13 protein-coding genes are annotated in these 19794 nt (G+C 41.1%); all 13 read left to right on the top strand.

Features of this window, described 5'->3' with window-relative positions:
- The first annotated feature begins 16 nt into the window (after positions 1 to 16).
- The 13 genes from JMN12_RS08450 to JMN12_RS08390 all read left to right on the top strand — a co-directional run bounded on the left by JMN12_RS08450 (position 17) and on the right by JMN12_RS08390 (position 19783).
- Positions 17 to 1663 carry a SusD/RagB family nutrient-binding outer membrane lipoprotein gene (locus JMN12_RS08450; RefSeq protein WP_198472402.1) on the top strand — a complete coding sequence of 549 codons (1647 nt, stop codon included), beginning with the start codon at positions 17 to 19 and terminating at the stop codon, positions 1661 to 1663.
- A 12-nt stretch (positions 1664 to 1675) separates the two neighbouring features.
- Positions 1676 to 2989, top strand: coding sequence for an endoglycosidase (locus JMN12_RS08445; protein WP_203123023.1), 1314 nt, complete (start codon positions 1676 to 1678; stop codon positions 2987 to 2989).
- 7 nt (positions 2990 to 2996) lie between these two features.
- Complete coding sequence (locus tag JMN12_RS08440) at positions 2997 to 4280, top strand: DUF1735 and LamG domain-containing protein (RefSeq protein WP_009412306.1); 1284 nt, start codon at positions 2997 to 2999, stop codon at positions 4278 to 4280.
- A 13-nt stretch (positions 4281 to 4293) separates the two neighbouring features.
- The gene (locus JMN12_RS08435) at positions 4294 to 5280 is read left to right on the top strand and encodes a discoidin domain-containing protein (RefSeq protein WP_203138610.1); all 987 of its coding nucleotides are present in this window, start codon (positions 4294 to 4296) and stop codon (positions 5278 to 5280) included.
- 136 nt (positions 5281 to 5416) lie between these two features.
- On the top strand, positions 5417 to 6364 hold the full coding sequence (locus JMN12_RS08430) for an aminodeoxychorismate synthase component I (protein ID WP_203138609.1): 948 nt from the start codon (positions 5417 to 5419) through the stop codon (positions 6362 to 6364).
- Positions 6364 to 6963 (top strand): aminotransferase class IV, encoded by a 600-nt coding sequence (locus JMN12_RS08425; protein WP_203138608.1) that lies wholly within the window; start codon positions 6364 to 6366, stop codon positions 6961 to 6963. The genes JMN12_RS08430 and JMN12_RS08425 overlap by 1 nt, the downstream gene beginning before the upstream one ends.
- Before the next feature lie 642 nt (positions 6964 to 7605).
- A complete protein-coding gene (locus JMN12_RS08420) occupies positions 7606 to 10641 on the top strand; it encodes a SusC/RagA family TonB-linked outer membrane protein (RefSeq protein WP_203138606.1) in 3036 nt (1011 codons plus the stop codon).
- A 12-nt stretch (positions 10642 to 10653) separates the two neighbouring features.
- Entirely contained in the window at positions 10654 to 12309 is a 1656-nt protein-coding gene (locus JMN12_RS08415; RefSeq protein WP_009412301.1) for a RagB/SusD family nutrient uptake outer membrane protein, read from the top strand.
- A 16-nt stretch (positions 12310 to 12325) separates the two neighbouring features.
- A complete protein-coding gene (locus JMN12_RS08410; RefSeq protein WP_203138605.1) occupies positions 12326 to 13987 on the top strand; it encodes a hypothetical protein in 1662 nt (553 codons plus the stop codon).
- A gap of 119 nt (positions 13988 to 14106) precedes the next feature.
- Positions 14107 to 15795: a hypothetical protein gene (locus tag JMN12_RS08405; RefSeq protein ID WP_203138604.1), complete on the top strand. Its 1689-nt coding sequence runs from the start codon at positions 14107 to 14109 to the stop codon at positions 15793 to 15795.
- Between the two features lie 288 nt (positions 15796 to 16083).
- Positions 16084 to 17253, top strand: a complete 1170-nt coding sequence (locus JMN12_RS08400; protein ID WP_203138603.1) for an AGE family epimerase/isomerase — start codon at positions 16084 to 16086, stop codon at positions 17251 to 17253.
- Positions 17253 to 18503, top strand: a complete 1251-nt coding sequence (locus JMN12_RS08395; protein ID WP_203138601.1) for a cyclically-permuted mutarotase family protein — start codon at positions 17253 to 17255, stop codon at positions 18501 to 18503. Before JMN12_RS08400 ends, JMN12_RS08395 begins: the two co-directional genes overlap by 1 nt.
- 47 nt (positions 18504 to 18550) lie before the next feature.
- On the top strand, positions 18551 to 19783 hold the full coding sequence (locus JMN12_RS08390; RefSeq protein ID WP_203138592.1) for an MFS transporter: 1233 nt from the start codon (positions 18551 to 18553) through the stop codon (positions 19781 to 19783).
- Positions 19784 to 19794: the final 11 nt, after the last annotated feature.

Here is a 19794-nt window from a genome sequence, read left to right as displayed (position 1 = left end):
TAAAAAATGTAAACCAATGAAAAAATTACTATATATCAGTATGTTGTCCTTCCTTACCTTCGCTTGTACTAAGGATTTTCAGGACATCAATACCAATCCTACCAATCCTACTAAAAAAATAGCAGAACGCGATGGGATTAACATAGCAGGGTATTTGGGAACGATTCAAAACCAAATCATCCCTACCCGTGCGGTGAATGGTACCAACCTCTACCAAACCTCTATCAATATGATGGGCGATAGTTATGTAGGCTATATGAACCCTCCTATTAATAAGTGGAATAACCAAAAAACAATGATTACAGGCTATATGGCTGAATGGTGGATGAACAACAACTATTCAGGTATGTTCAGCACTATCATCTCCTCTTGGCGTGACGTGAGAACCAATACCATTCTCGCCGACCCTAACGATATTACTTACAAAGCAATCTACCAAATGGTAATGATTTGCAAAGCTTTAGGGGTATTGCGTGCTACCGATATGTTTGGACCTCTACCATATTCTAACCAAGGTAAAGGGCTTACCAAAGTACCTTACGATTCTGTAGAAGAGATTTATACCCAGCTCTTCAAAGAATTGGATGAAGCAGTAACTTATCTCAACGAGTACAAAAGCAATTACAGCCTTCCTGAAAGTATCCGTAAAAACGACTTTTTCTATGCGGGTGATTTGAACAAATGGATTAAATTTGCAAACTCTATTCGCTTGCGTATGGCAGTGCGCATCCGCTATGTAGCATTTGCCAAAGCTAAAGAAGAAGCTCAAAAAGCTCTCAATGGCGGTGTGATGGAAGATATGAGCGATATGGCTAAACTCCAAACAAATGAGCGCCTTATCATTCTCAACAGCTTAGAAATGATTGCTAATAACTACCAAGATACCCGTATGGGGGCAACTATCTGGTCATACCTCAAAGGCTATCAAGACCCTCGTATGAACGCTTACTTCAAGCTCAACCCTACCGAACGCCCCGATGGTTATACCAATCAAACAGAATTACAAGGTATACGCTCAGGTTTTGCAGGTGATAAAAACTATTTAGGCTTTGGCTACCCTAACATCAAAGAGGATTCACCTACTTATGTGATGAAAACTTCTGAAGTCTATTTCTTAAGAGCTGAAGCTAAACTCTTCGGTCTTACCACCGATGCTAAAACCGACCAAACTCTTTATGAGGAAGGTATTGCAATGAGTTTTAGAGAAAATGGTGTAAGTGCTAATTCTTATGCAAGCAACAACACCAATAAACCTGCTCCTTATGTTGATCCTCTCAATGCAGCCAACAATCAAGGTGCACCTTCTGAAATAACAGTGTCTTATGCCGCTGCAGCTACGAACGAGGATAAATTAGAGAAAATCATTACTCAAAAGTATTTAGCTATTTTCCCCGATGGTCACGAGGCTTGGACTGAATGGCGTCGTACAGGTTACCCTCGCCAAATCAACCCTGTAGCCTATAATGCCGATGCTATCCACGGTAACACTATCAAATCTACCGATGGTCGTACCAAAGGTGTCCGCCGTGCTATCTATCCTCAATCGGAATACACAGGTGAAAACCGTGAAAATGTACTCCGTGGTGTACAACTTTTAGGTCCTGGTGCCGTAGACGATTGTAATACTCACCTCTGGTGGGATGTAAACCCTAATACACGATAAAAATTAAAAACTATGAAAAACAGAACAGTTAAATATCTTAGTCTGTGCGCTCTAAGTCTGTTAATGGCAAACTGCGTGAAAACAGAACCTTTAGACGTAGAAAAAGACTATAAACAGCAGCTCACCGAGCGTGCTAAACAAGAACAACAACGCGAGGCTGAAGCTAAAGCCAAAGCCGAAGCTGAAGCCCAAAAAAAATGGGATGCTTATTACCAAATGCTCACCGAGTACAAACAAAAAGCGTGGGCTAACCAAGGTGAAAAACCGTTTATCTATATGTGGTGGACAGGCTGGCGCGCCGTCGATGGGCTCGACCGCTCTTGGTTGCAATCCATCCCCGATACTACCACCGCTATCTCTCTTTGGGGGGGCTATGGCAAACAACCTGCCGATATGACCGAAAATGAAAAATACGACTTAGATATTTTTCACAAAAAAGGAAGTAAAGTGTTCCTCTGCTGGCAAGTGTCAAACGTGGGGCTCGGTTTGCCAAGTGAAGGTAAAGAAAATGGTTTTGCTCGTTTTCGCCAAAAATACGGCGAAGAAAAAACTCCCGATAACGAAACATTCCGCTGCCAAATCTACGCTCGCGACTTAGCGCGCTACATCATCGCTTGCGGTTTTGATGGTTTTGATATCGACTGGGAACCTAACATCGGTAACCACGGTCACGGCTACAACGAGTTTGCTTCTGGTACTTCTGTAAATGGTTATAACAAAAATATGAATACCTTTATCGCCGAAATTGGTAAATACTTTGGTGATAAATATTCAGGCGACCAACGCAAACAGTACCTCCGCGACCTTTTCGATGAAAATCATTCAGGCTACCACGAAAAAGAAAAAGAGTACATCCGCGCCTATAAACCTTTCTTTGAGAAAGGCAATTATGTAGAGAAAAAGTATTACCTCTTGTATGATGGTGAAAGCCAACTCGATTTTGGTTTAAACGATGGGTACATCAGCAAATACATTATGCAAGATTATGGACCTAATCGTGTAGGACCTCTCCTTTTTATCTCTAATAAATATAAAAATGTTTCTACTTCCGAGTTTGAAAAAGGTCAGTTCAAATCTATTATAGGAAAAGCCGAAGCCGCTAAACAAAAAAGAGTAGGCGGAGTAGGCTCTTATCACGGCGAAATAGACTTCTCTACTTCAGCTGAAGATGTTGCCTTTAAAAGCTATTTGCAAGAGAAAAAAATAGAAGGTAGAAAGTACAAACACTACGCTTGGATGCGTGAAGCAACTCGTATTATCGACCCTCGTAGTACCGATGAATACAAGAATTTTAAAGAAGAATTGACAATTCGTAAACCTAAATAATTGACCTATGAAAAAGATTTGTATACTCTCACTCGCTGCCCTTGTTTGGAGTGCTTGTGAAAAACTGCCTAATACCGATGGTATCACCCCTCAAAAGGTAGTACTTTTTGATAACGCTGCGGTGACTACTATCAAAGTGAAAGACGATAGTGGATCCAGTGCCCCTACCGAAGTGAAAGTGCGATTGGCTAACCCCATCGCTGAAGATACTTACTATCAAGTGAGCTTGGATAAGAGTGCTATAACAGCTTATAATCAAGCGAATAAAGTGGATTACGACTTGGTGCCTGCTAACACCTTAGCAATGAGCTATACCGACCAAGGGGTTACCAAAACCGCCACCACACTCGTAGTACGTGTACCTAAAGGACAACAAGTATCTGCTGGAAAACTCCAGTTCAATATCGGTGCTTTAGTCGATGCCAATGGTCAAAAACTCTCTGGAGCGAATAACTACGCCGTTGCCTTGAAACTCACCCCTATGAATGGTACTGTAATCGTGCAAAACAACCGCAAAAATGCCTTGTTCTTGCTCTCCCGTTCCTTTAAAACTAAAGTAGCTCACCTCAGAAATAAAGCTTTCCACGCTATCTATGGACAAAATACAGGAAAACAAGAGAGTGGTAAAACTTATGCTAACGATGTGAAACTCACCGCTTGGACAATGCAGTACTCTATAGCACCTATCAACGCGTCTCGCAACGCTGGTTTGATGTACCCTAACGGTCGTGCCTCTTCCGATTCTGCCCTTTACAACGTGCTCTATGGGGGTTCATTTTTGTTTATGAATGGCGGTCTCAAATTAGGCTTCAATACCGATAAAGGTAAAAACTTCAAATTCCAAGAAGTAACGGGGCATCCTTCTGCCGATAAATGGTATCACGTGGCAGTAACTTATGAAGAATTAGAAGGTCGCGCCTATTTGAAAATGTACGTGAACGGCGAATTGATGTTCGATTCTGCTGCCCCTGCTAAAATCAACGATTTCCCAATACTATGCTTTGGTAATGGTAACCTCGATGCTTATGTACGCGAAATGCGCCTTTGGAGCAAAGCGCTTACTCAAGGACAAGTAGCCGCTACCCAAAATTTTGTAAAACCCGATTCCGATGGCTTGGAATTGTACATACCGTATAACGAAGACCCTTATGTTGAGGAAAACGGACAAAAAGTAGTGAAAAATGCTTCTACCAATCCTAATAAAAAATTACCTGAAAAATGGTATATTCACACTATCAATGGAGAAGTAAAACTCCCTACTGTAGATTATAACACCGAAGTTGAATTCTAAAAAAGTAAAAACAATGAAAAAAATATATCTATTAGGAGTACTTACTGCTGTTGCTTTATCTGTAGCTTGTACTCGCGACTCTAAGGAGTTAGACATCCTTAAAGAACCTACGCCTACACCTCCCGTAGTTTCTAACCCTCCGGTAGACCTCTCTAAAACTATCGTATCTTTCTCACCCAGTGAAATAAGCGAAAAAGTGTTTAGAGACCCCAATACCAAACTCATTGAGGACACCTCTTTCAGCTTTGCGCCTAAGTACTTACAACGAGTATTGGCTACAGGCGAATCGGTAACCCTAAAAATTGAAAAAGAACAAGTAGGCTACGAAAGAAGCCTGCCCGATGGAGCTTACACTGTTGAAAAAGCTGAAATCTCATCAGCTAACGCCAATGAACAATTTAAGGTAACCCTCAAACCTGAGGCACTTAAAGAAATCGATATCACCAAAGAGTATACCCTCCGCTTTCGTATGAAAATAGCGAGTAAAACACCTCAAGACCTTGCTGTTGAAACCGCTACCGACGATGGTGCTTATCGCATCAAAATTTCTTTTGTAGAAGATAGCTTCCCTAAAGATGGCAACAATTTAGAAGAAGCTGACAGTGCTTCGTCCTCAATTATTGATGATGAAGAATATGAATTTGAGTCTAATTATGCTCCTGGTCACTTGAGCAAACTCAAAAATAGTTATGAAAACTGGTGGGTAGACGGTGAAAAAAATGGTATCTATCTTATCACTAATTTTGGTGATGAAACTGAAGTGAATGGTATAGTGATTTCTCAGCCTTGGAGTGACACAAAAACTCTTGAAGGGGTAGATATTTCAGCCTCTCCCGATGGTACTACTTATTACCCTCAAGGCTCTTACACACGTAGTAGCTACAAGCAAAAAATATACTTGAAGTTCAAAAAACCTATCAAGGTAAGGAGCATTAAATTTACCAATTTCAAAAAACATAACGATAGATATATCGATATCTATAGAGTTCAGTTCTTTTAAACAAAAATAGGTTTGGTTCTTAAAACTTTGTCAAATACCTCAATGCCTCGCGCTATGGTTTTTGGCAAAGTTTTTTTGTACTGTATTTTTTACTACTTTTGCGCCTTGATAATTGAAATCAAAAAGTAAAAAACTAATGAACACTACCCACTGGAAAAATCATCTCAACAACTGCGGATTGCACCGCACTCCCTGTCTATTTATCATCGACTATAAAGGCGAAAACGGAAGGGTATTCCCTCTCTCCCAGCTTCCTAATGATATTGTTTTCTCTTTTGCTGAAGAGAAAAAAACTAATGCAACGCCTATTCCTATAGAAAAATACCCCATTCCTTATCCCGAATTTCAAAAAGCCTTTGATAAGGTACATTCTCACCTTAAAAACGGCGATACCGAGCTTGTAAACCTCACTTTTGCTACCGAAATTTCAGCCGTTTCTCTCAAAGAGGTATATCACAACGCCTCTGCTAAGTACAAATTGCTGTACAAAGATGAGTGGGTGTGCTTTTCGCCCGAAATATTCGTAAAAATAGAAAATAACCTGATAAAAACCTACCCTATGAAGGGGACTATCAGCGCAACAATCCCCGATGCCGAGGCGACACTTCTCAACAACGAAAAGGAAATCGATGAACATCACAAGGTAGTACGCCTATTGTCCGACGATTTGCAAAAAGTAGCTACCAATGTACACACCACCCGCTTCAGATATGTAGATGTGATTAAAAAATCTACGGGCGATCTTTTGCAAACAAGTTCTGAAATCGTCGGTGAACTGCCCAACGGTTGGCAAGCACACTTAGGTGATTTGTTGGCGACATTGCTCCCTGCGGGTTCTATTGCGGGCGCGCCTAAAGAAAAATCGGTTGAGGTTATTGCCAAAGCCGAAAATTATGAGCGTGGTTTTTATACGGGCATTGCAGGCGTTTTCGATGGTAATATGGTAGATAGTTGTGTGCTTATACGCTTTATTGAACATATCGGTGATAAGTATTACTACAAAAGTGGTGCTGGCATTACCGCACAAAGCCAACCGCAAAACGAATACAATGAGATTATCGAGAAAATATATATCCCTATTTAATGGAAAACCAACAATTTATAGAATCAATAAAGCTCCTCGATGGTGATATCTATCATTTAGCATATCACCAAAAGCGTGTTTGCCGTACCTTTTCACATTTCTTCCCAAATGAAAAGGTACTTTCACTGCAGGATAGTATTGCCAAAATTGCCTTACCAGCAATTGGAAAGTACAAAATTCGTATTGTGTATAGCAAGGAGAGCTCTATTGTAGAAATACACCCTTATCACATCAAACCTATCAGCACTATCAAATGTGTAAACGCCGATGAATACGATTATTCTTATAAATTTTTAAACCGAGAATTTCTCAACACTTTAAAACAAACTTCTGGTGCCGATGAGGTGATTTTTCTCAAAAACGGCAAAGTTACCGATAGCAGCTATGCTAATATCATCTTTTTTGACGGCAAACAATGGCTTACACCTTCCACTTTTCTTCTCAATGGTACCTGCCGTCAGCGACTCCTCAACGAAGGTAAAATTACCGAAGCCCCTATACACTACACTGATATTCACAACTTTGAACAAATAGGTTTCATCAATGCGATGCTCGATATGGGAGAGTTTAATTTGCCAATGAGTAAATTAGTAAATTAGCAAATTTGAAAATTAGCAAATTTGAAAATTAGCAAATGAGGTTAAGCCCATATTTCTCATTAGAACAATCTTTCTCATAAATACTCACTTTTCCGGATTGTCCCCCTTCGGGAAAGCCAGCGAGTGCTCACAGCTGGGTATGTGCTACAAACGCCTACACACAAAAACTTTTTGGATATCCCTTCAACTGATTTACAATCACTTTTCCGGATTGTCCCCCTTCGGGGGAACGGGGGCTAACCCCCTTCCTCATTTATTAAAAATATTTTATAATACACCTCCTATAAAAAATAAATCCATTCCTTATATATTGCTTTTTCTTTTCGTTTTACTACCTCTTGAAGACTAAAAAACGCCATTTTTAACTGTTAAAAAACAAAAATCGTAAAAATAACACAAGTAAATAAAATAAAGGACTTTAATTTATATACTTGATTATGAGTGTTATATAAAACAACTTCCTCTTAAAGTAAAAATTTTAATAAAAATATTTAATAAAAAACTTGCAATTTTGTTTTTTTTTGTTTTTACTTTGCACCGTCAATAAAAATAATTAGCAAATTAGCCAATTAGTCAATTAGTAAATTAGTCAATGATTTATTTGCTGATTTCCAAATTTTCAAATTTTCAAATTTAAAAACTATGCAAAGTAAAGTAACTTTGATCAGACATTGGGTAACACTTTTGTTGCTCTGTCTAACTACTTCCTCTTTATGGGCGCAAACGCTCGATGTTAAAGGGAAAGTAACTGATGCTAACAAAGAACCCTTAATGGGGGCAAGTGTAGTAGTGAAAGGTACTACCCACGGGGTGAGTACTGATATGGACGGGAACTATTCCCTCAACAATGTGCCTCGCGGGGCTACTTTGGAAATTTCTTATATAGGAATGATTACCCAAAACATTGCTGTCAATGGGCGTTCGCTTATCAATGTGCAAATGAAAGATGAAAACCAACAGCTTGAAGAGGTGGTAATTGTGGGCTATGGTACTCAAAAGAAATCGAGTATGACAGCTGCGGTGTCTTCAGTCTCTGCTAAAGAGGTGCAAAAGCAGGTAACTGCCAATGTGGCTTCTGCCTTGCAAGGACGTACCCCTGGGGTAGAAATCTTGCAACGCGGCGGAATTGCGGGTGCTGAGGTGAATATTGTTGTACGTGGAGCAGGCTCATTTGGTGCTACTGCACCGCTTTATGTAATCGATGGGGCTATTGCCGATGGTCTTGATGCGCTCAACCCTTCCGATATCGAATCCATAGAAATACTTAAAGATGGTTCAGCAGCGGCTATCTATGGTTCACGTGCTGCCAATGGGGTTGTGTTAGTTACTACTAAAAATGGTAAGAGTGGTAAAACCATAGTAGAGGTAGATGCTTCTTATTCATACCAAACGCCTTCTAAAATGCTGAATATGATGAATGCTGAACAATGGCGTACTTTTGCTAACCAAGTAGCTGACAATAGTCCGTCTTACGACCGTGCTCCTCAAAACGTAAACCCTACCGACCCTAATCGCAGTACCGATTGGCAGGATTTATACTACCGCAATGCACCAATGAGTAGTTTCAATGCGAGTGTATCGGGTGGTGGCGAAAACTCTACTTTCAACACCAGTTTGGGTTATGTAAGACAAGAGGGAATTATCATCAAATCGGAATACGACAAGTACAATGCACGTATCAACTCTACTTTCAAAAAGGGTAGATTTTCCTTGACAGAGAAACTATCGATTGCCAATACTAAGAAAGTAGCTCCTCCGAGTGTTCGTACGCTCGAAATGCCTACTATTCCTGTAACCGATGAAAACGGTCGTTATGTGTCTACTGCTGCTTCAAAAGGCTATTCTATCACCAATACTAATATTTCTAATCCTTTAGCAGCTATTTATAAACAAGATGCTTTCACTCGAAACACTAGTGCTACGGGAAGTTTATCAGGAGCTTTTAAACTGATGAAAGGTTTGCAATATAAGCTAAATGTAGCAGGTACTTATGTAAATACCAATACCTATAAACACACTCCTGCTTATAATACCTTCTTTAATCCTGATGGTACTCCTGATGCTAAACTCAATCAAACAGGACGTACTTCATTATCGGAAGGTAGAGCGGAACACTTCAATTATACTATTGATAATCTGCTCACTTTTAACCGTACTTTTCAAAAGAAACACCATTTCGATGTGCTATTAGGTACCAGCTGGATGCGTGAGTTTTACCGTAAAAACTCTATCAGTTCAGGGGTGAACGATTTAGGAGCCCCTACCGTAAAAACGTATAATGGTGAAGGGGTAGTAGGGTCTAACCAACTTAACAGTGCGTTACTTTCTTTCTTCGGTAGGTTGAATTACGACTACAACAACAAGTATTTGCTATCTTTTAGCTTGCGCCGTGATGAGTCCTCTAAATTTGCCAAAGGGCATCGTATAGGCTATTTCCCTTCAGCTTCAGTAGGTTGGAATATTCATTCAGAACCTTGGTTTGATACCGAACTGCTTAGCAAACTAAAACTGCGTGCCAGTTATGGTGAATTAGGTGCTAACTTTATTGACCCTTATACTTTCTTGAATTTGGCTTATGGTCCTGTACCAGCTATTTTCGGTAGTAGCCGTCAGTATGGTTATGTTACTCGCTTTGCACAACAAGACCTTACGTGGGAAACTTCTATTACCTCCAATGCAGCTATCGAGGTAGGCGTACTCAACAATATGCTCACCTTCACAGCCGAATACTTTATCAAGCGCAACAACAATTTGTTAGCACCACTCGAGTCATTACCTTCTTCAGGACAAACAATTACGATTAATAAAGGAGCTGTACCTAACTACAATACAGCTTCTGTGGAAAACAAGGGATTGGAGTTTTCTTTGGAATTCAGAAAGAAATGGGATGATTTCACTCTTAACTTCCAAACCAATCTCACTTATATGCAAAATAAAGTGTTGGCATTGGGTGAAGGGGTACAACCTATTCGTGGAGAGTTGATGAGTGCTAAGTTTAACGACCGTCCTACCATTACTAAAGAAGGCTTACCTATCGGTACTTTCTGGGGCTATAAAGTAGTAGGAATTAATGACCAAGGCGATTTTCTTTATCAAGCCAAAGACGGCACTGCTAAGCTGGCTAAGCAGCTAAAAGAAGACGATAAACAAGTAATCGGGAACCCTACTCCTGATTTCACTTTTGGCTATAACCTCAATTTGAATTATAAAAATTGGGATTTCACCGCTTTCTTCCAAGGGGTAGCAGGCAATGAAATTTTCAATGCCGAAAAGTATGATTTGTACTTCAACTATAATAGTAATGCGCCTGTAGATGCCTTAAATTCTTGGACTCCTACCAATCGCAATACTAAATTACCTATTGCCAAAACTGATAACTATAATGGTGGCAATGCTTTACCCAGTACATTCTATATAGAAGATGGCTCGTATTTGCGTCTTAAAAACGTGCAAATAGGCTATACTTTTCCTGAAACATTACTCAAAAAGATAGGAGGCTTGCGCTCATTGCGTATTTACGGCAGTGCTCAAAACCTCTTTACCCTCACTAACTATTCTCTTTATGACCCTGAGGTAAGTAGCAACGCTTTGTTCAACAAAGGTATTGACGGCTTGGAAGCCAATGCCCCTGCTATCAATGCCCGCGTGTATAATATGGGATTAAAACTCACTTTCTAAACTGAATGCAAAATGAAAAAGAATATATACAAAATTATAGCTGTGAGCTTACTATTAGCCACTACAACGGCTTGCGAAAAAACCTTTGACGAATTGGCGAGCAACCCTAACCAACAAGACGTAAATGGATTTTACAATACCCCGCAAAATATCAACAAAGGGGTGATAGGAATCTATGCCTATATCACTACCCCTCGTGCGATGGGTACTGCAGGACGCTTGCAAATCAATCGTGGTGATGAGAGTAGCGACTGCTCCGACTATGGAGAACCTGGTCAGTATTCTGCTAACCTATCCAGCTCTTGGTATACCATTGTGCAACCTTATGCGCTCTTCTATACTGCAGCTTCTCAAGCCTGCCAAATGATAGAAGCAATTCCTAATGTAAACTTTACGAACCAACAGTTGAAAAATGCCTATTTGGGTGAAGCTTATTTTTTAAGGGCTTATACACACTGGTTTTTATTTCTCAACTTTCGCAATATCCCGTTGATGAAAGAATTGCCAAAGTCTGCCAAAGACTACAAACCTCAGGCAACTCCTGAAGAGGCTTGGGATTTTATTATCTCCGACCTCAAACGTGCTAAAGAACTCTTACCTGAAAAAGGTTTTTGGACAGGTGAATCAATAGGGCGCGTTACCAAAGGTTCAGCTATCGCACTGCTCGGTAAAGCCTATTTATACCGCTCAGGCATTGAACGTTATTATGGCAACAGCACTACTACCTATTACAACGAGGCAGCTGCCGAGTTCAACGAGCTTATCCTCAGTGGTAAATATCGCTTGGTAGCCGATTATAACGACAACTTTAAGGTAGCTACCGAAAACAACGATGAGTCTATTTTCGAGCTCCAATTCTTGGGTGATGTAACCAATACGGGCTTCAACCCTGGTTTGTCTAACAGTGGGGTGTGGCGTGACCCTCGTGGCTATTTACCTCCTACCAATAAAAATGCCAGCAGTAGTGTGATTCACGATTGGGTATACAATACCTTTGTCAATTCTAAAGATGCTTCAGGGCATACCGACCCACGTATGTTTGGCACATTGATTTTTGATGATACTAAACCCGAAATTAATGCCCGTACAGGTGATGAAGTACGTATTTTCGACAATAAAACTTTTAGAGAATACTACGGTGCAAAAGGTTTTGGAGTAGCTAAAGCTCAAGCTAATAAATATAAAGCGGCTTGCCGTAAAGGTATTGATTGGACACTTAGTACTCGTAACCCTGGTAATAACTTCTATATGTGGAACGGTAGAGCTAATGGCTTAAACCAAATAGAAATTCGCTATGCCGATGTATTACTAATGTATGCTGAAGCGGTTGTAAATGGAGGAACACAAGGCTCTTTGAGTGCGTTAGACGCTGTAAACCAAGTACGTGCCCGTGTAGGGATGCCTGCCGTAGCATCTGTAGATATGAACGTGATTGAACGCGAACGCATCTTAGAACTTACTCAAGAAGGACATCGCTTTTTTGACCTCTTGCGCTGGGGCAAAGTAGTACAACGCTTCCGCGAATTAGAAGCAAGTGATCCTAATTTCAAACAGTATAACAATTCAGCTTACCTCGGTTTCCAAGAACACAAAAACGAGTGGCTACCGCTACCAGTAGACGAAGTAGAAGGCAACCCTTATATCCAACGTAATAACCCCGGCTGGTAATTAGCAAATTAATATAATGAAAAAAATAATATTTTTACTTTCAATTACTTTATGTATAAAGTCTTTCGGTCAGGTACTTCATAACGGCATTCAGCTACCTGCTGAGTGGCCTCCCCGTTATGAAGAGCCTACTGAGAGAAAAGAAATGCCCGTACCTTATTTGCAGCATAAACCTGCTGTCATTCCTATCAATACGGGCAGACAACTATTTGTAGATGACTTTTTGCTCAGTGAGAACCATTTGCAAAAGGTTTATCATACCCCTACTTACTATGCGGGCAACCCTGTATTGGAACCTGATAGAGAATGGGAGAAAACTACCCAAGGAGCCGTCTATGCCTCTCCTTTCAGCGATGGGGTGTGGTATGACGAGCGTGATGGCAAATATAAAATGTGGTACCTTACTGGGGCTGGATCGCTCCACAAGCAAGACCCTCAAACTTTCTACACCGGTTATGCCGAATCAACCGATGGTAAGCATTGGATAAAGCCCGCAATGGGAGTTTATAGCAATACTAATATTGTAGAAACATCTAACCGTGATGCGGCTACCGTATGGCTCGACCGCAATGAAAAAGACCCTGCCAAACGTTGGAAACTCTTTAATGTAGAACGCCGCCCTTCTGACCGCCGTTGGCAGTTTGTACTCAAATATTCTCCCGATGGTGTGCATTGGAGCAAAGGGGTAGCGCAGTCAGGTGATATATACGACCGTTCTACAGCCTTCTACAACCCTTTTACTAAAAAATGGGTCATCAGTATGCGCTATGGCACCCCCGTGTCAAGCCGTTCACGTGCTTATGTAGAACATTCTGACCCCGAGACTCTTGTATCGGTAACCCACCGTATACGCAAAGACGACCGTGATAAGTACGTACACTTTTGGTTCACCCCCGATGATAAAGAGCTACGCCACGAAAAATACCCCGAAGTAGAACCTGGTATTTATAACTTCGATGCGATTGCTTACGAGAGTATCATACTCGGATTCTATAGTGCGTGGGCTGGACCTGAAAACAAAGTGTGCGAGCAGGATAAGATACAGAAGCGCAATGTGATTTCTCTCGGTTATAGTCGTGATGGTTTTCACTTTGCACGCCCTACCCACCAACCCTTTATGAATGTGAATGAAACTAAAGGAGCGTGGAATTGGGGGAATATGCAGTCAGTAAATGGGGTGCCTATTATTGTAGGTGATTCGCTTTACTTCTATGCCAGCGGTCGCAGACTCAGTGAGGTGTTCTGGGATAGCCATACCTCTACAGGCTTGGCTACTTTGCGCCGTGATGGTTTTGTATCGCTCAAAGCTGACAAGAAAGAGGCTTTTGCCACTACCGAAAAAGTGTCTTTTGACGGTGAATACCTTTTTGTAAATGCAGCAGTTAAGAAAGGCAAACTATTAGTAGAAGTGTTAGACGAAAAAGGTTCTCCTATTGCAGGTTTTACTAAAAAGGAATGTGTAGTATTGCAAAAAAGTGATAGTACCAAAGCACGCATACAATGGAAAAACAACGCTACCCTCACAGCACTCAAAGGCAAGACTGTACGTTTTAAATTCTACCTTACCAATGGTGATCTCTACGCTTTCTGGGTATCTCCTTGGGAAACAGGTGAAAGTCGTGGCTATACCGCTGGCGGTGGCAAAGGCTTAAACCCCTCAGGTATTGATGAACCGTAAAAATTAGCAAATTTGAAAATTAGCAAATGAGCAAATGAACCTCCTAATTCTCATATTGCCCATATAGTTTACACTTTTGCAGCTTGTCCCCCGTTCGGGGACAATTAACAAATCAACAAATGAAAAAAATAATATTTTTACTTTCAATTACTTTATGTATAAAGTCTTTCGGTCAGGTACTTCATAACGGTATAACACTATCACCACAGTGGCCACCCCGTTATGAAGAGCCTACTGAGAGAAAAGAAATGCCCGTACCTTATTTGCAGCACAAACCTGCTGTCATTCCTATCAATACGGGCAGACAACTGTTTGTAGACGATTTTTTGCTCAGTGAAAACTACCTTCAAAAGGTCTATCACACACCGCGCTTCTACGCTCAAAATCCGGTACTCAAAGCTGATAAACCTTGGGAAAACACTAAGGAAGGCTATCCTTACGCAGCTCCTTTTAGCGATGGAGTGTGGTATGACGAACACGACAACAAGTTTAAAATGTGGTACTTAGCAGGAGCATCTCAGGCAAATGATGCCAAACACGGATTAGCTACTTGCTATGCCGAATCACTTGATGGCAAGCATTGGACGAAACCCTCATTAGATATAGTGCCAGGTACTAACTATGTAGATGTGAACAATCGTGATGCGGCTACGGTATGGCTTGACAAACAGGAAAAAGACCCCGCTAAACGCTTTAAGTTCTTCAATGTAGAGTACAAAGTGATGAATAACATAGAGTACAAAAGCGACTATGCTCAATACCAAATTGTGTTGAAATATTCCTCCGATGGTATTCACTGGACTGATAAAGGCGTAGCTCACTCAGGTAGCATTACCGACCGTTGTTCCGCTTTCTACAATCCTTTTACCCATCGTTGGGCTATCAGTATGCGCTATTCGGTGCCTAAGGTATCTAATCGTTCGCGCTCTTATTTAGAGCACGCTAATGTAGAAGATGCTGTAAGTCTTGCTCATATGATGAGCCGACAGCTACACGAGAAATACCAAGTATTTTGGTTCACCCCTGATGATAAAGAAAAACGTCACCCCGATTACCCCGAAGTAGACCCTGGTATTTATAATTTTGATGCCATTGCCTATGAGAGTATCATATTGGGCTTTTACAGTCAGTGGCAAGGGCCTGAGAATGGCATTTGCAAAAAAGCAATGATGCCTAAACGCAACGAGGTACAATTAGGTTACAGTCGTGATGGTTTTCACTTTGCTCGCCCTACTCACCAGTCGTTTATGGCAGTAAATCCTACCGAAGGAGCGTGGAATTACGGCAATATGCAGTCGGTGAATGGGGTACCTATTATTGTAGGTGATTCTCTTTATTTCTATAGTAGTGGTCGTTCTAAGAATGGTATTTGGTGGGATGCTGGTATGAGTACCGGTTTAGCTACCTTGCGCCGTGATGGCTTTGTATCGCTCAAAGCTGATAAGAAAGAGGCTTTTGCTACTACCGAAAAAGTAAGTTTTGATGGTGAATACCTCTTTGTAAATGCAGCGGTTAAGAAAGGCAAACTATTAGTAGAAGTGTTAGACGAAAATGGGACTCCTATTGCAGGTTTCACTAAAAAGGATTGTATAGTATTGCAAAAAAGTGATAGTACCAAAGCACGAGTACAATGGAAAAACAACGCTACCCTCACAGCGCTCAAAAGCAAGCCCGTACGTTTTAAATTCTACCTTACCAATGGTGAACTTTACGCTTTCTGGGTATCTCCTTGGGAAACAGGTGAAAGTCGTGGCTATACCGCTGGCGGTGGCAAAGGCTTAAACCCCTCAGGTATTGATGAACCGTAAGAATTAGCAAATTTGAAAATTAGCAAATGAGCAAATGAATTTAACCTTATATTTCGCATTAGAACAATATATTCCTATAAATACTCACTTTTCCGGCTTGTCCCCCTTCGGGGGTTCGGGGGCTACCCCCTAACCCCTAACCCCTATCCCCTCCTTAACTAAAAATATTTAATAAATAATTTGTATTTTTAAAATAGTTACCGTACTTTTGCAGGATATTTTTAGAAACGAATTTAAAATTGAATATAAAAATATCAATATTTAAAAGAATAAATCAAAATTAAACCAATGGATTTTAAACAATTAGAAAAACAATACCGCGATGAACTCTTGCAAAACGTCATTCCGTTTTGGTTAGAAAAATCGCAAGATAAACAGTACGGAGGCTACTTCACCTGCCTCGACCGCCAAGGAAATGTATTCGATACTGATAAATTTATTTGGCTACAAGCCCGTGAGGTATGGCTCTTCAGTATGCTCTACAATCGCGTTGAAAAACGCCAAGAATGGTTAAACACCGCGATACAAGGGGCTGAATTTCTTAAAAAATATGGTCACGATGGGCACCTCAATTGGTATTTCTCTTTAGACCAACAAGGGAATCCTTTAGTAGAACCTTATAACATCTTCTCCTATACCTTTGCCACAATGGCTTTTGGTCAGCTGAGTATCGCTACAGGCAATCAGGAATACGCCGATATTGCCAAGAAAACCTTTGACATTATCCTCTCCAAAAAAGACAATCCTAAAGGCAAATGGAGCAAAGCACACCCCGGTACGCGCTCTCTTAAAAACTTTGCCCTCCCGATGATTTTGTGTAATTTAGCCCTCGAAATAGAACCGCTCTTAGAGCCTTCTTTTATTGAGGAGGCAATGGAGGCTTGTATCCACGAAGTGATGGAAGTGTTTTTACGACCTGAATTGGGCGGTATAGTAGTAGAAAATGTAAATGCTGATGGTTCACTATCTGATACTTTTGAAGGTCGTCAGCTTACCCCCGGTCACGCTATCGAGGCAATGTGGTTTATAATGGACTTAGGCAAACGCCTCAACCGCCCCGAACGGATAGAAAAAGCGGTGCAAACTACCCTAACAATGCTCAACTATGGTTGGGATAAACAGTATGGTGGTATTTACTACTTTATGGACAGAAAAGGTTGCCCACCTCAACAATTAGAATGGGATCAAAAATTGTGGTGGGTACATATCGAAACGCTTATCTCTCTCATAAAAGGCTACCAACTTACAGGTAATAAAGAGTGTTTAGTGTGGTTTGAAAAAGTGCACAATTACACTTGGGAGCATTTCAAAGACCCTAAATATCCTGAATGGTGGGGCTACCTCAACCGCCAAGGCGAAGTACTTCTCGACCTGAAAGGCGGTAAATGGAAAGGCTGTTTCCACGTACCCCGTGGCTTATATCAAGTATGGAAAACAATTGAAATGATCAATGGTTAATGAATAATGATAAAGAACATATAATATACAAAACTTTGTCAAAGTCTTTAATGCCTGCCGTGCTACGGTCTTTGATAAAGTCTGTACTATTCGTTTTATCTCTAATAATATTGACGGCTTGTACAGAAACCCAAAAAGAACAATCTATGAAAATGAATATCACAGCACTTACCACTCAAGGCTTAGAAGACGACCTTCAAAAAGGCGTCTCTGCCGCTTATGCTGCTCTTATAGATGATAATCTATTAGTAGCAGGAGGGTGCAACTTCCCCGATAAACTCGGTTTTGAAGGAGGGAAAAAAGTGTTTTATGACGAAATTCTTCTATTCAATAAAACACAGAACCAATGGCAAACTATAGGTAAACTCCCCGAAGCAGCTGCTTATGGGGTTTCAGTAGCTATTTCCGATGGCTATTTGTGGATAGGCGGGCAAACGGCTACTCATTCGTTAGCTACCTGCCATAAAGTGCAATATACTAAAGAAAAAGGACTTACCCTTACTGATTTCCCTGCCTTGCCCGAACCGCTTGATAACTTCGCTGGTACGAGTATAGGTAGTAAAGTTTTTGTAGCAGGAGGTAACGCTTCTGGCAAACCTTCTAATAAAGTTTACTATATTGATACCGAAACTGATAAAGAGTGGCATCGCTTAGCTGACTTCCCAGAGACTGCCAGCGTACAACCCGTAGTAGCAGCGGTAACACACGAGAGCGATACCCATTTGTACTTGTTTGGCGGCTTCTTTGGTGGTGATACTACTCACGCACCTGCCCTCATTACTACCGTATGGCGTTATAGCTTGCAACAACAGCAATGGCAGAAAGTAGCTACTGAAGAAACGGCTGATAAAAAGCTATTTACCCTCACAGGAGCTACAGCTTTAGCTATTGATAACCGCTATATTGCTTGTTTTGGTGGAGTGAATGCTTCTCTATTTATAAATACTATCACCGACCTCTATCATATAGGTCGCGATACTACCCTCACCGATGAGGCGCGCAAACAGAAAAACTACGACTATATGGCGCATTATATGACCCAACCTATAGCGTACTATAAGTTTAACCAAGAATGCTATTTGTTCGACACCCATACAAAGCAGTGGTCGGTACTCGATACACAACCTGATTTTGCTCGTGCGGGTGCTACTTTAGTAGGTACTCCCGATGAGTTTTATCTTATCCAAGGCGAACTCAAACCTGGTGTACGCAGCCCTAAAACCTATAAACTTAAAATTTTGTCTAACTAAAAAGCCCTGCTAAATTCCCTTCTTAAGAGGGGATAAGGGAGAATATTATGAAAAACAACAAAATATACCCTTGGATAGTAGTTGCCCTACTGTGGGTAGTAGCACTACTGAATTATTTAGACCGACAAATGCTCTCTACGATGCAGGAGTCGATGAAAATGGATATTAAGGAGCTTACCGTAGGCGATAACTTTGGTCGCCTAATGGGCATCTTCTTACTTATTTACGGATTGATGAGCCCTGTAGCAGGTGTTCTTGCCGACCGTCTCAACCGCAAGTGGATGATAGTAGGTAGCCTCTTTGTATGGTCGGCTGTAACCTATGGAATGGGCTACGCAACTACTTTTGACCAAGTGTACTGGCTACGTGCCCTGATGGGTGTGAGCGAAGCCTTATACTTAGCTACAGCCCTCTCAATGATCGCCGATTACCACAGCTCAAAAACACGTTCGTTAGCGGTGGGTATCCACATGTCGGGGCTCTATGCCGGTCAAGCCTTGGGAGGTTTCGGGGCTACCATTGCCTCTAACTATACGTGGCATACCGTTTTCCACTGGTTTGGTATTGCAGGTATTGTATATGCTGTATTCTTAGTGTTCACTTTGTTTGACATCGAAAGAAAACCCGCTGTTCCTCAACAAGCGACTACAGTTCCTAAAAGTAGTATGGGTCAATCACTTACCCTTGTGTTAGGCACAGCTTCTTTTTGGATATTGCTCTTCTACTTTATGGCATCGAGCTTCCCAGGCTGGGGTACTAAAAACTGGTTGCCTACCCTCTTTTCAAACAACTTAAACGTACCAATGGCAACCGCAGGCCCCATGGCAACCATTTCTATTGCAATTTCGTCTTTCTTAGGGGTACTCATCGGGGGAACCCTCTCCGATCGCTGGGTACAGACAAACATCAAAGCGCGTATCTATACTAGTACTATAGGTTTAGGTCTCACCATTCCTGCTTTGGTATTGATGGGGTTTGGTAGCTCCTACGCTGCAATGATAGGCGCAACTTTGCTCTTTGGTATTGGTTACGGAATGTTCGATACGAATAATATGCCTATCTTATGCCAAATTATTCCACAACAACAGCGTGCTACAGCTTATGGCATTATGAATATGGGAGGCGTATTGGCGGGTTATGCCGTTACCCGAATGCTCGGCTCTTCAAGCGATACTGGTAACTTAGGAGCTGATTTTAGCAAACTATCAGTAATCATCCTAATAGCCATCGTACTGATGCTCATATTCCTAAAACCAAAAAGAGAATTGTGCGGTAAATAATGAACAAATTA

The sequence above is a fragment of the Capnocytophaga genosp. AHN8471 genome (genome assembly GCF_016806945.1).
Classification (GTDB): domain Bacteria; phylum Bacteroidota; class Bacteroidia; order Flavobacteriales; family Flavobacteriaceae; genus Capnocytophaga; species Capnocytophaga periodontitidis.
Note: the sequence above shows the minus strand (reverse complement) of the source record. Positions and strands in the feature narration are given on the sequence as shown.

Bases quoted from the DNA above. Each gene is read 5' to 3' on its own strand.
- JMN12_RS08450 (WP_198472402.1), top strand. From the start codon at position 17: ATGAAAAAATTACTATATATCAGTATGTTGTCCTTCCTTACCTTCGCT.
- JMN12_RS08445 (WP_203123023.1), top strand. From the start codon at position 1,676: ATGAAAAACAGAACAGTTAAATATCTTAGTCTGTGCGCTCTAAGTCTG.
- JMN12_RS08440 (WP_009412306.1), top strand. From the start codon at position 2,997: ATGAAAAAGATTTGTATACTCTCACTCGCTGCCCTTGTTTGGAGTGCT.
- JMN12_RS08435 (WP_203138610.1), top strand. From the start codon at position 4,294: ATGAAAAAAATATATCTATTAGGAGTACTTACTGCTGTTGCTTTATCT.
- JMN12_RS08430 (WP_203138609.1), top strand. From the start codon at position 5,417: ATGAACACTACCCACTGGAAAAATCATCTCAACAACTGCGGATTGCAC.
- JMN12_RS08425 (WP_203138608.1), top strand. From the start codon at position 6,364: ATGGAAAACCAACAATTTATAGAATCAATAAAGCTCCTCGATGGTGAT.
- JMN12_RS08420 (WP_203138606.1), top strand. From the start codon at position 7,606: ATGCAAAGTAAAGTAACTTTGATCAGACATTGGGTAACACTTTTGTTG.
- JMN12_RS08415 (WP_009412301.1), top strand. From the start codon at position 10,654: ATGAAAAAGAATATATACAAAATTATAGCTGTGAGCTTACTATTAGCC.
- JMN12_RS08410 (WP_203138605.1), top strand. From the start codon at position 12,326: ATGAAAAAAATAATATTTTTACTTTCAATTACTTTATGTATAAAGTCT.
- JMN12_RS08405 (WP_203138604.1), top strand. From the start codon at position 14,107: ATGAAAAAAATAATATTTTTACTTTCAATTACTTTATGTATAAAGTCT.
- JMN12_RS08400 (WP_203138603.1), top strand. From the start codon at position 16,084: ATGGATTTTAAACAATTAGAAAAACAATACCGCGATGAACTCTTGCAA.
- JMN12_RS08395 (WP_203138601.1), top strand. From the start codon at position 17,253: ATGAATAATGATAAAGAACATATAATATACAAAACTTTGTCAAAGTCT.
- JMN12_RS08390 (WP_203138592.1), top strand. From the start codon at position 18,551: ATGAAAAACAACAAAATATACCCTTGGATAGTAGTTGCCCTACTGTGG.